The organism is Nonomuraea sp. NPDC003727, assembly GCF_053586935.1.
The window spans coordinates 52,022-68,236 of record NZ_JBSFNE010000009.1; the positions used below are offsets into that span (position 1 = coordinate 52,022).

The 16,215-nt window shown below is 71.8% G+C and carries 12 protein-coding genes; 10 read left to right on the top strand and 2 right to left on the bottom strand.

What is annotated here, in order from left to right; genetic code table 11:
- Positions 1–90 precede the first annotated feature (90 nt).
- From ACWDLG_RS23140 to ACWDLG_RS23160, 5 genes are read left to right on the top strand one after another with little or no spacing between them, the layout of a single operon-like run.
- Positions 91–1,407: a purine-cytosine permease family protein gene (locus ACWDLG_RS23140; RefSeq protein ID WP_449922956.1), complete on the top strand. Its 1,317-nt coding sequence runs from the start codon at positions 91–93 to the stop codon at positions 1,405–1,407.
- Positions 1,404–2,942, top strand: coding sequence for a hydantoinase/oxoprolinase N-terminal domain-containing protein (locus tag ACWDLG_RS23145; protein ID WP_449922959.1), 1,539 nt, complete (start codon positions 1,404–1,406; stop codon positions 2,940–2,942). The genes ACWDLG_RS23140 and ACWDLG_RS23145 overlap by 4 nt, the downstream gene beginning before the upstream one ends.
- Positions 2,935–3,975 (top strand): DUF917 domain-containing protein, encoded by a 1,041-nt coding sequence (locus tag ACWDLG_RS23150; RefSeq protein WP_449922961.1) that lies wholly within the window; start codon positions 2,935–2,937, stop codon positions 3,973–3,975. The genes ACWDLG_RS23145 and ACWDLG_RS23150 overlap by 8 nt, the downstream gene beginning before the upstream one ends.
- 20 nt (positions 3,976–3,995) lie before the next feature.
- Entirely contained in the window at positions 3,996–5,021 is a 1,026-nt protein-coding gene (locus ACWDLG_RS23155; protein ID WP_449922963.1) for a DUF917 domain-containing protein, read from the top strand.
- Positions 5,022–5,052: 31 nt separating this feature from the next.
- Complete coding sequence (locus ACWDLG_RS23160) at positions 5,053–6,507, top strand: PucR family transcriptional regulator (RefSeq protein WP_449922966.1); 1,455 nt, start codon at positions 5,053–5,055, stop codon at positions 6,505–6,507.
- Between the two features lie 12 nt (positions 6,508–6,519).
- Here ACWDLG_RS23160 and ACWDLG_RS23165 read toward each other — a convergent pair whose 3' ends face one another.
- Positions 6,520–6,783, bottom strand: coding sequence for a hypothetical protein (locus ACWDLG_RS23165; RefSeq protein ID WP_449922969.1), 264 nt, complete (start codon positions 6,781–6,783; stop codon positions 6,520–6,522).
- A 157-nt stretch (positions 6,784–6,940) separates the two neighbouring features.
- Positions 6,941–10,417 carry an AfsR/SARP family transcriptional regulator gene (locus ACWDLG_RS23170; protein ID WP_449922972.1) on the bottom strand — a complete coding sequence of 1,159 codons (3,477 nt, stop codon included), beginning with the start codon at positions 10,415–10,417 and terminating at the stop codon, positions 6,941–6,943.
- A 119-nt stretch (positions 10,418–10,536) separates the two neighbouring features.
- On the opposite strand from ACWDLG_RS23170, the gene ACWDLG_RS23175 reads away from it, so the two are divergent.
- From ACWDLG_RS23175 to ACWDLG_RS23195, 5 genes are all read left to right on the top strand, one after another.
- The gene (locus ACWDLG_RS23175; RefSeq protein ID WP_449922975.1) at positions 10,537–11,673 is read left to right on the top strand and encodes an alkene reductase; all 1,137 of its coding nucleotides are present in this window, start codon (positions 10,537–10,539) and stop codon (positions 11,671–11,673) included.
- A 360-nt stretch (positions 11,674–12,033) separates the two neighbouring features.
- On the top strand, positions 12,034–12,492 hold the full coding sequence (locus ACWDLG_RS23180; protein ID WP_449922978.1) for a hypothetical protein: 459 nt from the start codon (positions 12,034–12,036) through the stop codon (positions 12,490–12,492).
- A gap of 251 nt (positions 12,493–12,743) precedes the next feature.
- On the top strand, positions 12,744–13,661 hold the full coding sequence (locus tag ACWDLG_RS23185) for an alpha/beta fold hydrolase (protein ID WP_449922980.1): 918 nt from the start codon (positions 12,744–12,746) through the stop codon (positions 13,659–13,661).
- Positions 13,662–14,079: 418 nt separating this feature from the next.
- Positions 14,080–14,847 (top strand): class I SAM-dependent methyltransferase, encoded by a 768-nt coding sequence (locus ACWDLG_RS23190; RefSeq protein ID WP_449922982.1) that lies wholly within the window; start codon positions 14,080–14,082, stop codon positions 14,845–14,847.
- 370 nt (positions 14,848–15,217) lie between these two features.
- Positions 15,218–16,105, top strand: a complete 888-nt coding sequence (locus ACWDLG_RS23195; protein WP_449922984.1) for an alpha/beta fold hydrolase — start codon at positions 15,218–15,220, stop codon at positions 16,103–16,105.
- Positions 16,106–16,215 lie beyond the last annotated feature (110 nt).

The window sequence follows — 16,215 nt, forward strand, 5'->3', positions numbered from 1 at the left end:
ACATACGGGGACGCATGGTGCGCTCCGCATCTGTTCAGATGCGCGTGCCGTCCTTAGCGTTCTCCCAACCTGGTCTCTTGGGAGGACACCGTGGCCTCTGCCGTCGACGACTACTCACTCAGCCGAGTACCTACGACCGCCCGCTACCCCTGGTGGTCGGTAGCCGTTCAGCGCTTCGGGCAGGTGTCCGCGCTGACCCAGTTCATGCTGGGCGCCGCCCTCGGCTTCGGCCTCAGCTTCTGGGACGCGTTCTGGGCCCTGACGTTCGGCGCGCTCATCCTGGAGTTCGGGATGATCCTTGTCGGGATCATCGGCATGCGCGAGGGGCTGTCCACCTCCATGCTCGCCAGATGGACCGGCTTCGGCCGCGGCGGCTCCGCGGTCATCGGCCTGGCCATCGGGATCAGCCTGGTCGGCTGGTTCGGCATCCAGTCCGGGGTCTCCGCCCGCGGCCTGCACGCCTTGATCGGCGGCCCGCCGGAGTGGGTGTGGGCCATCGGCTTCGGTCTGGCGGTCACCGCCATCGTGATCGCCGGGTTCCGCTCGATGGCCTGGACCGCCTACGTCACCGTCCCGCTGTTCCTCGCCCTGGTGGCCTGGTCGATCATCTCGGAACTGGGCGGGCATTCCCTGGGCGCGCTCGTCTCCTCCCCTCCGCCGGGACCGCCCATGACCGTGCTGCAGGGCACGGCGCTGGTGGCGGGCAGTCTCATGGTCGGCGCCGTGATCACCTCCGACATGACGCGGTTCAACCGCACCGCGGGCGACGTCATCAAGCAGACCGTCATCGGGGTCACCCTCGGCGAGTACGTCATCGGGCTGGCCGGAGTCCTGCTGGCGCACGCTGTCGGCAGCTCCGACGTCATCTCGATCGTCGTCTCCTCCGTCGGTCTCGTGGGAACCCTGGTGATCGTCGCCGGTACGTTGAAGATCAACGACTGGAACCTGTACTCGGCCGGCCTCGGACTGCTCACCTTCATCGGCGTGGTCAGCGGACGCCGCCCCAGCCGCGTCGTGATCACCCTGTTCGTCGGCGTGGCGGGAACCCTGCTGGGGGCGGCCGGCATCCTCGACCGGTTCACCGACTTCCTGATCCTGCTGGGCGTGGTCTTCCCGCCGATCGCGGGAATCATGATCGCCGAGTACTTCGTCGTCCGCCGCTGGCGTGACCGGCTCGCCGAGGGCCTCGCCAACGACGCCGCCCCGGCCAGCGCCCCCATGTGGGTGCCCGCGACACTGGTCGTCTGGATCGTCTCCACACTCGTCGGCGTGTTCGTCACAGCCGGTCTGGGCAGCGTCAACTCACTGGTGGCCGCCTTCGCGCTCTACGTGGCGTGCGGACGGCTCGGCCTGATCACCGAGGTCGGCACCAGCCGGACCGAGAGCGCGGAAAGGGTGAGCGCATGAGGATCGGCATCGACGTCGGCGGCACGAACACCGACGCCGTCCTGATGGACGGCAACCGGGTCGTCGCCGCGGTCAAGCGCAGCACCAGCAAAGGCGTCACCGACGGCATCGTCTCCGCCGTCGAAGGCCTGCGGCTTCAGGAGCCGGTGCAGGCGGTGATGATCGGCACCACGCACTTCATCAACGCGCTGGTGGAAGCCGACCGGCTCGCACCCACGGCCGCCGTACGGCTCGGGCTGCCCGCCACCACGGCACTGCCGCCCTTCATCGACTGGCCCGACCCGCTGATCAAGGCCGTCTCCGGACGCGGCTACCTGTGCCACGGAGGTCACGAGTTCGACGGGCGGACCATCTCCGAACTCGATGAGGACGAGCTGCGCCGTACCGCGCAGGACATCAGCGCCCGCGGCATCCGCTCAGTGGCGATCTCCTCCATCTTCTCCCCGGTGAACATCGAGTTCGAGGAGCGGGCCGCGCAGATCCTGACCGAGGAACTGCCCGGCGTGCCCATCTCGCTCTCCCACGAGATCGGCAGGATCGGGCTGCTGGAACGGGAGAACGCCACCATCGTCAACGCGGCGCTGCGGGAACTGGCCGACGACATCGTGGACGGGCTGCGCCAGGCCATGGCCGGACTCGGGATCGCGGCCCCTCTCTACCTCAGCCAGAACGACGGCACGTTGATGCCCATCGACCACGCCCGCCGCTATCCGGTGGCGACGTTCGCCTCGGGCCCGACGAACTCGATGCGCGGAGCGGCCTACCTGTCCGGTCTGACCGACTGCGCCGTCGTCGACATCGGCGGCACGACCAGCGACGTGGGCGTGCTCCACGGCGGCTTCCCCCGGGAGGCGACCACCGACGTCACCGTCGCCGGCATCAGGACGAACTTCCGCATGCCCGACGTGCTGTCGATCGGCATCGGCGGCGGCAGCCGCGTGCACCCCGGCCCCCGCATCGGCCCGGACTCCGTCGGATACCTGCTCGCCGAGCACGCACTGGTCTTCGGCGGCTCGACGCTGACCGCGACCGACGTCGCCGTCGCCGCTGGCCGCGCCGACATCGGCGATCCCGCGCTGGTCTCGCACCTGGACAAGGACCTGGTCGACGCGGTCCTGCGGCGCATCGCCGACGACGTGGCCGAATCCGTCGAACGCATGCGGACCAGCCCCGAACCGCTGCCGGTCGTGGCCGTGGGCGGCGGCTCCATCCTCCTGCCCGACGAACTGGCAGGGTGCGGCCAGGTCCGCAGGCCCGACCACTACGCGGTGGCCAACGCGATCGGCGCCGCCATCGCCCAGGTCAGCGGCGAGGTGGACCGCATCTACACGGTCGCGCCGGGACGCAGGGAGAAGATCCTCGACGAGGCCCGGCAGGAGGCGGTGGACCGGGCGATCGCCGGCGGCGCCAGACCCCGCAGCGTCGACATCGTCGAGCTCGACGAGATCCCGCTGCCCTACCTGCCGGGCGACGCCATCAGGATCAAGGTCAAGGCGGTCGGAGAGCTGTCGGTCGAGGAGGCCACGCATGCGTGAGATCAGGCTGGAACACCTGGCCGACATCGCCACAGGCGCAGCCGTCCTGGGCACCGGCGGCGGCGGGGACCCCTACATCGGGCACCTGATGGCCCGCGCCGCGCTCCGCGAGTACGGGCCCGTCACCCTCACCCCGCTGCAGGAGGTACCCGACGACGCGATGGTCCTGCCGGTAGCCGGCATGGGCGCGCCCACTGTCATGGTGGAGAAGCTGCCGTCGAGCACGGAGATGTCCGACGCCGTCGAAGCCCTGTGCGGCTACCTGGGCCGCCGTCCCACCCATATCGCCTGCGCCGAGGTGGGCGGGGTCAACTCGCTGATCCCGGTCGCCGCGGCGGCCAGACTCGGCCTGCCGCTGATCGACGCTGACGGCATGGGCCGGGCCTTCCCCGAACTGCAGATGTTCATCCCCGCCCTGTACGGCGTGCGCGCCTCTCCCATGGCGATGGCTGACGACAAGGGCAACCGGTCGGTCCTGGACACCGTCGGCAACCACTGGACGGAACGGCTGGCCAGAGCAACCACCGTGGAGATGGGCGGCTCGGCCACCACCGTCCTGTACGCCATGGACGGAGCTCAAGCCCGACGGTCCATGGTGCCCGCCACCCTCTCGCTCAGCGCCGAGCTCGGCGCGCTGGTGGCCGCCGAGCGCGGCGATGCCGCGAAGGCGGTCGCCGAACGGCTGGGCGGCCGTGTCCTGTTCACCGGCAAGGTCGTCGACGTCGAACGACGCACCCAGGGCGGCTTCGCCCGCGGCACGGCCAGGCTCCAGGGAGCGGGCGAACTGCGGCTGTCGTTCCAGAACGAGCACCTGCTGGCGGAGCTCGACGGCGTCCCCGTGGCCACCACGCCCAACCTGATCTGCGTCCTCGACCAGCAGACCGGCGACCCGGTGACGACCGAGGCGCTGAGGTACGGCCATCGCGTCACCGTCCTGGCCGCCCCGTGCGACCCGCGCTGGCTGACCCCCGAGGGCCTGGCGCTGGCCGGGCCCAGATACTTCGGTTACGACCTCGACCCCGTGCCGCTCTAGGCCCGTGCCACTCTAGAGACGTGCTGGAAGAACGGGACGTCGCCGCGCTCGAACGCGGCTGCCTCCTGCTCGGCTCCGGCGGCGGCGGTCGCACGGCCACCGCCGCCCGGCTGCTGCGGACCAAACTACGCGCGGCCCCCGTACCGCTGCTGCCCCCGGCCGACCTGCCGGGCGACTCGGTGATCGTCCCGGTAGGGCTGGCCGGAGCCACCGAGATGCTGGAGGAGAAACCGCCGTCGGGCGCCGAGATGGCGGCCGCCGTCGCGGCCGTCGCCCGCTGGAGCGGCAGCAAGGTCGACGCGATCATGTCCATCGAATCGGCAGGCATCAACGGGCTGATGGTCTTCTGCTGCGAGCGGCCCGTGGTCGACGCCGATCTCATGGGGCGCGCCTTCCCCAGGCTGGGGCAGTCGTCCACCTCTCGCAAGGGCGTGCAGGCCGGCCCTTATGCGCTGGTGGACGCCTCCGGCCGTACCACGGTCATGGACCGATTCGATCCCGAAGCGGGCGAGCGGCTCATGCATGGCGCCCTGCAGGCCGGCGGCGGATGGGCCGCGTTCGCCCACCGGCCGATCCGCGTGGCCGACCTGCCTGAGCAGGCCATCGTCGGCAGCCTCTCCCGGGCTCTGGCCCTCGGCCGTGCCATGCTGGCCCTGCCGGAGCGGGCGCCCCGAGCCCCGGCCCTGGGCGGGCACCTGCACGGAGCCGGGCGCGTCGTCGAGGTGGTCAGGTCGGCAGCCGGCGGCGGCAGGGTGACGATCCTCGACGACGACGGCGCGGTGTTGCGCGTGGAGATGGAGAACGAATACCAGGTCGTCTTCGCCGACGGGGTGCCCGTCGCCACGACGCCGGATGTGATCTGCCTGCTCGAAGCGAGGACGGGCCGTCCCCTGGCCTGCGACGAGATACGGCAGGGCCCACGCGTCGAGGTGCTCCAGCTGCCCGGCCCTGCCTTCTGGCGGCGCCCCGACCGGCTACCGCAGGTCGGGCCGGCCGCCTTCGGCATCGACGTGCCGCCGCGCCTCCTGCGAGGCCGGCGGCCATGAACCCGGCTGTGAACCCCGCTATGAACCCGCCATGAACCCGGCCATGAACATCGCCGGCCTCCTGGACCGAGCCGAGCTGACCGTTCTCGGCGGGCCGGCCACGCCAGGACGGCAGGTGACCGGCATCCGCATGACGGTGGCCGCGGCCGGCACCGGCGACCTGGTCGTCCTGCTCGATCCCGACCGGACCAGCTGGCGGCTGGACGCCGAGCTCAGCAAGGCCGTCGAGGCGGGCGCCGCGGCACTGATGGTGCCGGGGACCGATCCGCTGCCGAGCAGCACCGTCCTGCTCGCCGAGCGGCTGGCCACGCCGGTGCTCGGCTGCCCGGGCGACCCGCTGGAGACCGCCGTACGGCTGGCCGTACAGATCGCCTCCTCCGACGTGGATGTGGCCAGGCGGGTGCTCGCCGCGCACCAGGCGCTCGACATCGGCACTCCCACCCTGGAGGAGATGCGCCGGCTGGCCGGCACCGTGGTGCGGGCGGAGATCACAGTGCTGGCCAGGGACGGCGCCCTGCTGCTCGGCCCGCCCATCGGCGAGCAGGTCCGCGTGTCGCTGCCGGTACGGCAGCGGCTGGCGGACGGCGGCGTCGCCGTACCGGTGCTCGCGCCCGACGCGCGCAGCGCGGAGTTGTGGCTCGTCGTGGCAGGGACGGCCGGCGCCGAGGAGGTGCTCGCCGTGGCCGCGGCCGCCGCCCAGCGGTCGCTGGCCCTGCGCAGGCTGGAGCTGGAACGCGACGCCAGACGCAGCTCCGCCCTGCTCGGCGAGCTGCTGCAGGCCGGCGACGACCCCGGGCCCTCCCTGCGGCGGCGGGCGGCGGAAGCTGGCTGGCGGCTGGACGGCTGGCACACCGGCATCCGTATCGACGTGAGCCGTCCCGTCGACGTGGTGACCCTGACCGGCGACATCGTCGCCACCCTGTCGGCGGAGTCCGTCGAAGCCGTCGTCGTCGCCGAGGACGGCGGCTGGGTCGCATGGGTGAGCACCGACGTCGAGCCGGACGCCGACGCGGTGAACCGGCTGGCCCTCCTGGTACGCCAGGCCCAGCGCCGCATGGCCGACCTGGACCCGCTCGTCGGCATGGCCCGCCCGCACCACGGCCCCGGCGGCATCGCGCGCAGCCTGTCGGAGGCGCGTGACGCCGCCCGGCTGGCCGCCGCCCGCGCCGAGACAGGCAAGTTCGTCCACGTCGACCGGCTCGGACTGGCCCAGCTGCTGCTGGCCTGGACCAGGACGGACACCTTCGTCCCCGCGGCCAGATCCCTGCTCGCCGCGCTGGCCGCCGAACCCGGCGACCTCACCAGAACGCTGACCGTGTACCTGGACACCGAGTCGTCCCTCATCGACACGGCGGCCGTGCTCGGCGTTCACCGCAACACCGTCACCCGCAGGATCGACAAGATCGAGCGGCTGCTCGGCGTCGACCTCGCCGATGCCGACACCCGCCTGGCCCTCCATCTGGCCTGCCGTGTCGCCGCCTCGTGACGTCGCCGGTCCTTACCCGGCGGGCTCCCCGCGCCCGCCCTGACCGGCGAGGACCGTCAGGGACTCCTTCACGTAGTAGAGCAGAGGGCGCGCGCCCATCGAGGTGCCACTGCTCCAGCGAGCCGAAGTAGACGCCGAACCAGTAGGCCCTGGCGGTGACACGGGCCCTGGCCGGGCTCTCCCCCTGGCTCGCAGCACCTCGGCCAGGCGCTCGGCCGCGTTGTCGAGCGAGCCGTAGACGGCGGCCCGCACGGCCGGCAGCCTACTCGCTGGCATTCTTCGACCGCCACCTGAAAGGCGCTCCCGCCCCACTCCTGGACGCGCCGCCCGGACAGCACTACCCCGGCGTGCGCTTCGAAAGCCGCGCGTGAACCTACGACCGCGCGGCCGCGCACAGCCTTACAAGGGAAGAACTCATGGCCCTCTCCCTCGATCATCCTGGGTGCGCGCCGGAGGGCGTGGCCGGGGACGGCACCGCCCCGGCCACGCGGACGGCCTCTCCCGGCGCCAGCGTCGCGCCCCGCTGGAACGCCGCGGCGAACGCCGCCTCGCCCAGGATGGCGGTCGCCGCCGCGGTGATCCGGTCGACATCACCGCGCTCGGCCTCGGGCAACGGGGCGCCGACGCTCCGGCGCGCCGCGTCCGCCGCGCCGAGCAGCAGCGCCGCGCGCCCGGCCGCGACACCGTCCGCGGCATCGTCAGCGGGGCTGCCCGTCGGCAGCGCCGCAGCTCCCGCCAGCCCCTCGAAGGACAGGGCGAGGGCCCGCGGCTCGCCGAGGGAGGCGGCGATCTCCAGGCCACGCAGGTGGCAGGCGGTCGCCTCGGCCGCGTCGCCACGGAGTTCGGCGGTGAAGCCGATCTCGGCGAGCACCAGATGCTCCCCGATCTGCGAGGACGGGTACTCGTCGCGCAGGCGGACGAGGTAGGACCGCGCCGCGTCCAGGTCGCCCGAACGGCGCGCCCCGAGCGCGAGCCCCATGAGAGCGTGGACCTCGCCGTAGAGGTGTCCCTGCTCGACGGCCAGTTGCCGGGCCCGCTCGTGCAGGTCGTGGGCCCGGTCCCACTCGTGGGAGAGCAACGCCAGCCGGCCCAGCCCGGAGTGCCGGGCGGAGACCTCGCCCGCCAGGTCCAGCTCCTGCGCGATGCGCAGCCCGTCGTACTGCAGGCGCGCGGCCTCGGCGTAGTCGCCTCTGATCTCGGCCAGCGTGGACAGCGGAGTGACCGCCTGCAGCTCGCCCCAGCGGTCGCCGAGCTCGCGGAAGGTGGCGGCGCTGCGCAGGCCGTCGGCCTCGACGCCGTCGAGGTCGCCGCCCACCAGCGCGTGCATGGCGCGCAGCCCGAGCACGGCGGCGCCGCCCCACCGGTCACCGGTGACGGCGAACAGGTCGAGCGCCCGTGCGTTGACCTTCTCGCCGGCGGCGGGGTCACCGGCGTGGAACAGGGCGTAGGCGTACAGCCAGACCGCGCGGCCGCGCCGTACCGGGTCCTCGATCGCCGCCTCGTCAGGTGCCGGTGCCGCGGGCCGCCCGCCGGTCAGCAGCGTGAAAGCGTGCTGCGCCAGGTGGAGCTCGGCGGCGTCGGGCGCGACGGCGAGAACGGGCGCCAGGGTGCGGTGCCCCTCGCCCAGCCGTCCGCGCAGCAGCCACCACCACGACAGCGCGGTGGCGAGACGGACGGCCCGGCTGCTTCCCTCGCCCGCCGCGGCCTGCCGTACCGCCTCTTCCAGCGCCGCGCGCAGGTTGGCGGCCTCGGCATCGAGGCGGCCGAGCCATGCCCGCTGCCCGGCGTCGCGCAGCCGCGGCTCGGCCCGTTCGGCCAGGTCGAGGTAGTGCCGCAGGTGCCGGTCGCGCACCTCGGCGGTCTCGTCCGTCTCGGCCAGGCGGTCGCGCGCGTAGGCGGCCACCGACTCCAGGAGCCGGTAGCGAGGGCCCGCGGGACCGTCGACCCTCACGACGAGTGACCGGTCGACGAGCCGGAGCACCAGCTCGACAACGTCTTCAGGGGCCACGCCGGCCCCTGCGCAGACCGCCTCGGCGGCGTCCAGGTCGCAGCCGTCGCTGTGCACGGCCAGGCGGCTGAGCACCGTGCGTTCCGGCGCGCTCAGCAGCTCCCAGCTCCAGTCGATCACCGCCCGCAGGGTCTGCTGCCGCGCCGGCAGGCCGTGCTGCCCGGAGGCGAGCAACCGGAAGCGGTGCTCCAGGCGTGCCGCCAGCTCCCGCACGCCGAGGCCGCGGACCCGGGTGGCGGCCAGTTCGAGGGCGAGCGGGATGCCGTCGAGCCGGCGGCAGATCTCCGACACGGGCTCGCGGGTGTCCTCACCCAGCGAGAAGCCGGGGTCGGCGGCGGCGGCCCGTTCCGCGAACAGCCGTACGGCGTCGGCGGGCGGGAGCGGTTCGACGACGAACACGGCCTCGCCGGGCAGGCCGAGCGGTTCCCGGCTGGTGGCAAGGACGCGCAGGCCGGGCGCGGCGCCGAGCAGCGCGTGCGCGAGGGCGGCCACCGGCTCGACGATGTGCTCGCAGTTGTCCAGGACGAGCAGGATCCGCCGGTCACGCAGGGCGGCGGCCAGCCGGTAGACGACGCGGTCGGCGGCCTGGACGGCGGCCGGCTGGACGGCGGCCGGCTGGATGACGGCTGGTTGGACGGCGGCGGCCTGGTCAGGGGCGGCCTGGTCAGGGGCGGCCTGGTCAGGGGCGGGCGCGGCGGGCTGGTCGGCGGGCGCGGCGTCCGCGCCCGGCCCGGAGCCCGGCGGTGTGTCGTCCCTCACGCCGAGCACGTCGGCGACCAGCTGAGCGACGTCGGCCACGCCGCCGTGCTGCGCGGCGAGCTCGACCAGCCACACCCCATCGGGCGTGGCCGATCCGAGCCTGGTCCCGGCCGCCACCGCGAGCCGGGTCTTGCCGACTCCCCCTGGCCCGGTGAGGGTGACCAGGCGGGCGCCGCCGAGCAGCTCGCCGACCTCGTCCAGGGATCGCTCGCGACCGATCAGGGCGGTGAGCGGGGTGGGCAGGTTCGAGCCCGGGCGGGCCTCCCCCGCCACGGCAGGACTCACGGCGTCCGTGGGCTGCCGGTCCGGTGCCGGAGCGGGCGAAGCCTCGACACTCGGTGCCGACGCGCGCACATCGTCCCCGCCCCCAGCCGGGGACAGCCAGGAATCCCGGGCCTGCTCCGGGATCAGCGAGGCATCCTGACGCAGGATCGCACGGTGGAGCGCGGCCAGCTCGGGGCCCGGGTCGAGGCCGAGCTCGTCGGCCAGGCGGTCGCGCAGGTCGGCGTACGAGGCCAGTGCCTCGCTCTGGCGACCGGCCAGGTACAGAGCGCGCAGCTGGACGGCGCGCAGCCGTTCCCGCAACGGATGGCGGGCCACCAGGTCGGCGAGCTCGCCGGTCAGCAGGATGTGCTCGCCGGACTCCAGGCGGGCCTCGGCCTGCTCCTCCAGGACGGCCAGCCGCTGCTCGGCCAGGCGCTGCGCCGCCGTACGCGCGAACTCCTCGTCGGCGACGTCGGCGTAGGCCGGCCCGCGCCACAGCCGGAGCGCCTCGGTGAGCAGCGCGGCCCGCGCGCGGGCGTCGCCGGCCGAGCGGGCCGCGGCCACCAGGGAGCCGAACCGGTCAGCGTCGACCTCGTCGGTGCCGGGGTCGAGACGCAGCCGGTAGCCGGCCGCGTGGTGCTCGACGCGGTCGCGGCCGATGGCGCGGCGCAGCTGGGAGACCTTGGCCTGGAGGGCGTTGGCGGGGTTGCCCGGCAGGTCGTCGCCCCACAGGTCGTCGATGAGCCGGTCGGCCGAGACCGGCCGCCCCTCGTGGACGAGCAGATCGGCGAGCAGCGCCCTGACCTTCGCCTCGGGCACCCTCACCGGGCTGCCCGCGCCGTCCCACACCGTCAGGGGACCCAGAACACCGAACCGCATGGCTTGCACCGTACACATCGCTGATGGGCGGGGCGTCAGCGGACCGTCAGCGGCTCCGAAGCGCGGGCGAGCACAGTGATCCCTGTCAAGGACATCAGTACCGGATGGAAGGCACGATCATGGCTGACGCAGAGCAGACCCACCGCCTGTTGGAACCCGCCCGCCTCGGCGCGCTGAGCCTGCCCAACCGGCTGGTGATGGCGCCGATGACACGCACCAGAGCCGGAGCCGACGGCGTGCCGGGGCCGCTGATGGCCACCTACTACGCGCAACGCGCCTCCGCCGGGTTGATCATCGCTGAGGCCGCCACGCCGAACGCGGTGGGCAGGACCTATCCCAACATTCCGGCGATCTACGACGACGCGCACGTGGCCGGATGGCGGAACGTCACCGGCGCCGTACGGGCCGCCGGTGGCCGGATGTTCCTGCAGCTGCAGCACGGCGGCCGGATCGGCCACCCCGACACCACCGGGCTGACGCCGGTCGCGCCGTCGCCGGTCCCGATGCCCGGCACGATCTTCACGCCCGGCGGGCACCAGGCCACCGTGGTGCCGCGGGAGATGACCGCGGACGAGATCCGCGCCACCGTCGCCGACTTCGCCGCCGCCGCCCGCAAGGCCGTCGAGGCGGGGTTCGAGGGGGTGGAGGTGCACGGCGCCAACGGCTACCTGATCCACCAGTTCCTGTCCGCGGCCACCAACCACCGCACCGACGGCTACGGCGGCTCGGTGGCCGGCCGCATCCGGTTCGCGGTCGAGGTGGTGCGGGCCGTCGCCGAGGCGATCGGCCCCGAGCGGGTCGGCCTGCGCGTCTCCCCCGGCGTCACCGCCAACGGCATGCACGAGGACGACGCCGACATCGAGGCCGTCTACCCCGCGCTGATCGGCGCGCTGGCCGACGCCGGACTGGCCTACCTGCACGTCGTCTTCGCCGACCCCGGCCGGCCGCTCTTCCACCAGCTCCGCCAGGCCTGGCCGGGCGCGCTCATCGCCAACCCGATGCTGCCGTGGCCCGGCCCGCTCCCGGCCGACGGCGGCCGGCGGGAAGCCGAGCGGCTGCTGGCCGCCGGAGCCGACCTCGTCTCGCTCGGCCGGGCCTTCCTGGCGAACCCCGACCTGGTCGAACGGCTGCGCGCCGGGGCGCCGCTCAACCCGCTGCGCGACAACCTCATGTACGTCGGAGGGGAGACCGGATACACCGACTACCCGGCACTGGCCGACACCCGCCCAGTCCTGCCGGAGCCGGCCGCCGCCTGATCATCCGCCCGGTCGGGAGCAACCCGGGTCCCGACCGGGCGGGATCGGTCCGGGGGTCCAACCGGCCTTCGGGTCCGGCATGGATCTGGCCCTGGGGAAGCGGTCCGCGGTCGGGGAGCCGCGAGGGGGCGCGGTGAGCGCCTTCTCGGTCTGCCGCCGGCAGGCCGCCTCGGCGAGCGTGGACGGACGCTTCACAGGTGAGTCGGCGCTGAGCGTCTCCGACGAGGCTGTGCCGCATGCGAGAGAGCAGCGCGATCATGCAGGCTGCAGCCGCCCTGCAAGCGACACCTGATCAACTACCGGCATCGGAACAGGCAAGGCCGGCCCACCAGGCTCCGCCTTTCAGCGTGAGGAAGAACGATGGCATCGATCGTCTTCGGGACACTCGCCGTCATTGCATTGATCGTGGGCGTGGTGCTGTTCCTCGTGCTGCGGCGGAAGCCGCACACCCGGGTCGGGGCGTACGTCAGCGCGGCGTTCCTCCTCCTGGGCGCGGGGGTGCTCGCCATGGGCTCCATCTCGTTCGCGAGCCTGGAATCCGCTGCGCTGCAGACCTTCACGCCGGAGGAGCGCGCGGCGGCGGTGCCGTGCAACGCGGCGGTCCTGGGGGCCGAGGAGACGTCCAACAAGCTCAACGGACGCTACATCTGGCTGTTGCGGCTCCGCGTGACCCCTCAGGCCGGCAGCCCGTACGAGATCGAGCGCACTGCCCGGCTCACCCCGTCCATGGGGGAACGCCTGGAACGGGGCAACGTCGTGCTTTCCTGCCTGGTTTCCCCCACCGACCCCACCCGGATCGAGATCTCGGCCCTGGCCTGAGCCGTCGTAGGCGCGTAGCTTCTTGCATCTCACTCGCAAGACCGTGACCAAGGGGACTGACCAGGTCGCTTTCAAGGTGCTGCGAGCTCGGGAACCGTCACCGTATCCCGGCTGGACTCGGTGATCTCCTGGAGTTCATGCGGACTGAGGGGCTCTGAGACTCAACCCGGGGATGTTCAGTGTCTGTTGGGTAGTTCTGAGCCTTGGGTTCGTGGGAATCGGCGGGATAGGCCAACCAAGGAGACCGTAAGATGCAGGCGACCGACAAGCCACGCCACCACAGCCTCCACGTGGACGGGCTCGAGGTCTTCTACCGAGAGGCCGGCGCGGCGGACAAGCCCTGCGTACTGCTGCTGCACGGCTTCCCCAGCTCCTCGCACACCTTCCGGCACGTGCTCTCGCCGCTGGCCGAGGTGAGCCGGGTCATCGCCCCGGACCTGCCGGGCTTCGGGTTCTCCGCGGCGCCCGGCGTCGACGAGTACGAGTACACGTTCGCCAACCTGGCCGACACCGTCGAGGCGTTCCTGGAGCAGATCGGCGTCGACGAGTTCTTCGTCTACCTGCACGACTTCGGCGCCCCGGTCGGCTACCACCTCGCCACCCGGCGTCCCGAGCGCATCCTCGGGCTCATCGTGCAGAACGGCAACGCCCACGAGGACGGCCTGGGTAGCCAGTGGGACAGCACACGGGCCTTCTGGGCTGATCCTTCGGAGGCCAACCGTGCCCGGCTGCCCGAGTGGCTGAACTTCGAGGGCACCCGCGAGCAGTACCTGGGCGGGCTGCCGGAGCGGGTTCGCGACCTCCACCCGCCGGAGACGTGGCACCTGGACTGGGAGCGGATGTCGCGGCCGGGCAACATTGAAGCCCAGTTCCAGTTGTTCTGCGACTACGCCAGCCACGTCGCCCGCTTCGGCGAGCTGGCCGACTACCACCGGATCCGCCAGCCACCGTGTCTGCTGCTCTGGGGCCGCCACGACCCGTTCTTCGACCTGTCCGAGATCATGGGCTACGCGCGAACGCTCGACCGGCTCGAGATGCACGTCTACGACGCCGGTCACCTCCTGCTCGAGACCCACGCGCCCGAGTGCGCCGCGGCAATGGGGGCCTTCATCACCGATGTCACCGCCGAGCGCGCCATGGCTGACGGCATCGCCAGTCGTCGACGCTGACGTACGGCCGGGGACCACACGGTCATGTGCGGCATGCGTGCGCATCCGCTCCGGTGTCGGCGAGGCCGCCACCACAAGCATCCGGACCGCGTACGCACGTTACCGGCGGCCGGGGCGGGGCGCCGGGAGCGTTCGTGCCCGTGGGCCCTTGCGCGTCGCAGCCGGCGCAGTAGACGTCGCGTCGTCAGACGCGAGCATCGGCATGCCGGCTTGCTCAGTACAGCAGATCTGTGTGGCGGGGTCCCTCTCGTGATCTACGTCATGAGCCGTTCGGGCATGCCCCTCCGCCAGGGTCTGGCCACGTCAGCGGCTTGCGCTTCATCGTTGTGGCTTCAGGCTTCTGCTGCCCACGATCGGGTGGCCAGGCCAAGCGAAAAGATCCAGCATTGACGGCGCAGCTCGTGTCAAGATGCTCCGCATGTCGAGTCGCGCACTGAGTTTCGGAGTGATGGCAGAAGCATACGAACAGTTCCGGCCGGGATATCCCGTGGAGGTTTTCCACAGAGTGATGGCGTACGCGGCTCAGCCGGTTCGGACTGCCCTCGAAATCGGCGCCGGGACAGGTAAAGCCACCCGCCTGTTTGCTCAACAAGGAGTCACGGTCACCGCGACCGAGCCTGATGGGGCCATGCTCGCCGAGTTGCGTAAGCACGTACCGGCAAACGTCAGGACCGTGCAAGCCCTGTTCGAGGACTTGCGGCCGGGCGAGAGGTACGGACTGGTTTATGCGGCAGCGGCGCTGCATTGGACAAAACCGGAGGGGCGGTGGTCGCGCATGGCGGCGCTCCTGGAGCCTGGTGGCGTTTTTGCTTCGTTCGGCGGGCCGGTCCAGCTGGCTGACCCCGCTGTGGAGGAAGCTGTTCGCGTGGCACGGTCACCGTTTTTGGCGAGCGACGAGATTCCGTCTCCGGATGGGACGCCTCCGGAGCATGACATGCAGTGGCCGGGTACGGAGCTCCAGCGGTCGGAGTGGTTCGCTGATGTTCAGCAGTCCGTGGTCGAGCGGCGCCTGACGATGAGTGCTCGCGAGTACGTCGGCTATCTCTCGACGGTCTCGGCCTATCTCATGTTGCCGACCTTGGAGCAAGAGCAGGTGTTCGGCCGGATCATGCAGGTTCTGCCCGCGACGGTGGAGATCACCGCCGACATCACCGTCCATGTCGCGCGCCGGCGCCGCGAACAGTAGTGCATCGCGTACTCCACCGCGTCCAGGAGGCTGCGCTCGGCGTTGGTCGACTCCGAGCCGATCGACTCGATCAGCGCGAACCCTCAGATCTCACCGACCCGTAGTCAAGCCCGTGGCCCGTTTCTGCCCCATTCAGGTGGCACCCGTTGCCGGCCCCCATGCCGTGGTTGCGTATGGTAGGACTACTGCGCAGCGACCCTGCCAACGCGTCGACCGCCGCGATCACCGTGGTTCCCGGGGCGCCGTCAACCAACGTGACACCAGCCGCCATATAGGACCTGACCTGGGGAAGAAGCTTCCCGCGTCCAGCCCGGCGAGTGTCCGTTGAGAGATCGCCTCATCGGACCCCGGCCGCATTACACTCACGTCCATGACCGCGACCATGATCGAGTTGGACGACGGTGCACAGCTACGTACGTGGACCGCGGGCTCGGTGATTCCGCAGAGATTTCCCGTGGTCATGGTGCACGGCGGTCCAGGGGTCCCCGACTATCTCGCCCCGGTCGCCGGCATCATCGACGACCTGTGCCTGGTCCACCGCTACGACCAGCGCGGCACCGGCGGCTCGTCCTGGCAGGGAGAGCACACGATCGTCCGCCACGTTCACGACTTGGCGCTGTTGCTCGATGCGTGGAAACACGACCGGGTCGTTCTGCTGGGGCATTCGTTCGGAACCAATATGGCCGGCTACTTCTTGCTGGCCCATCCCGAGCGCGTGGCCGGACTGATTCAGATCGCCGGGCCCTTCCTGGATCCATGGCGGGAAGCCGACCGAGCAGCACAGCGAGCACGACGCACTGACGAGCAGCAGACCAGGCTCGACGAACTCGATGCGATCGAATCGCGCACAGACGCCGAGGAGATCGAGTACCTCACGCTGTCGTGGTTCACCGACCACGCCGACCGAACGCGGGCATGGGATTGGGCGCTGGCATCAGCCCATACGCTGCGGCCCGTCAACTACGCGATGAACACCCAGCTCAACGCAGCGAAGAAAGCCGACCCGCTCGAATCACACGTGGACGAGCTTCGCGAGCACCTGCCGCCCGGCGCGGTGATCATCGGCGGGGCCGGCGACAGTCGCCCTGCTGATGCCCTGCGGCGTCTCGGAACACGCCTCAACTGCGAGGTCATCATCGTCCCGAACGCGGGGCACCATCCATGGCTGGAAGCACCAGACCAGTTCGGTGCGGCGCTCCGCGCTGCAGTGGAGAGGCAGACCCAAAGGGCCGGCTGGCGGGTCAACGATCCCCTATGACGGACACCCTCCCGGCCCTCGACTCGGATCCACGTGTCGTTCCAGTCACGCTCCAGGGTGGGCCCGACCCGTGGAAGTCAGACAGGCCAGTCCTGGCCGGTGCCACCGGC

Coding starts and splice junctions, on each gene's coding strand:
- ACWDLG_RS23145 (WP_449922959.1), top strand. CDS start 1,404: ATGAGGATCGGCATCGACGTCGGCGGCACGAACACCGACGCCGTCCTG.
- ACWDLG_RS23150 (WP_449922961.1), top strand. CDS start 2,935: ATGCGTGAGATCAGGCTGGAACACCTGGCCGACATCGCCACAGGCGCA.
- ACWDLG_RS23160 (WP_449922966.1), top strand. CDS start 5,053: ATGAACCCGGCCATGAACATCGCCGGCCTCCTGGACCGAGCCGAGCTG.
- ACWDLG_RS23165 (WP_449922969.1), bottom strand. CDS start 6,783: ATGCCAGCGAGTAGGCTGCCGGCCGTGCGGGCCGCCGTCTACGGCTCG.
- ACWDLG_RS23170 (WP_449922972.1), bottom strand. CDS start 10,417: ATGCGGTTCGGTGTTCTGGGTCCCCTGACGGTGTGGGACGGCGCGGGC.
- ACWDLG_RS23175 (WP_449922975.1), top strand. CDS start 10,537: ATGGCTGACGCAGAGCAGACCCACCGCCTGTTGGAACCCGCCCGCCTC.
- ACWDLG_RS23180 (WP_449922978.1), top strand. CDS start 12,034: ATGGCATCGATCGTCTTCGGGACACTCGCCGTCATTGCATTGATCGTG.
- ACWDLG_RS23185 (WP_449922980.1), top strand. CDS start 12,744: ATGCAGGCGACCGACAAGCCACGCCACCACAGCCTCCACGTGGACGGG.
- ACWDLG_RS23190 (WP_449922982.1), top strand. CDS start 14,080: ATGTCGAGTCGCGCACTGAGTTTCGGAGTGATGGCAGAAGCATACGAA.
- ACWDLG_RS23195 (WP_449922984.1), top strand. CDS start 15,218: ATGACCGCGACCATGATCGAGTTGGACGACGGTGCACAGCTACGTACG.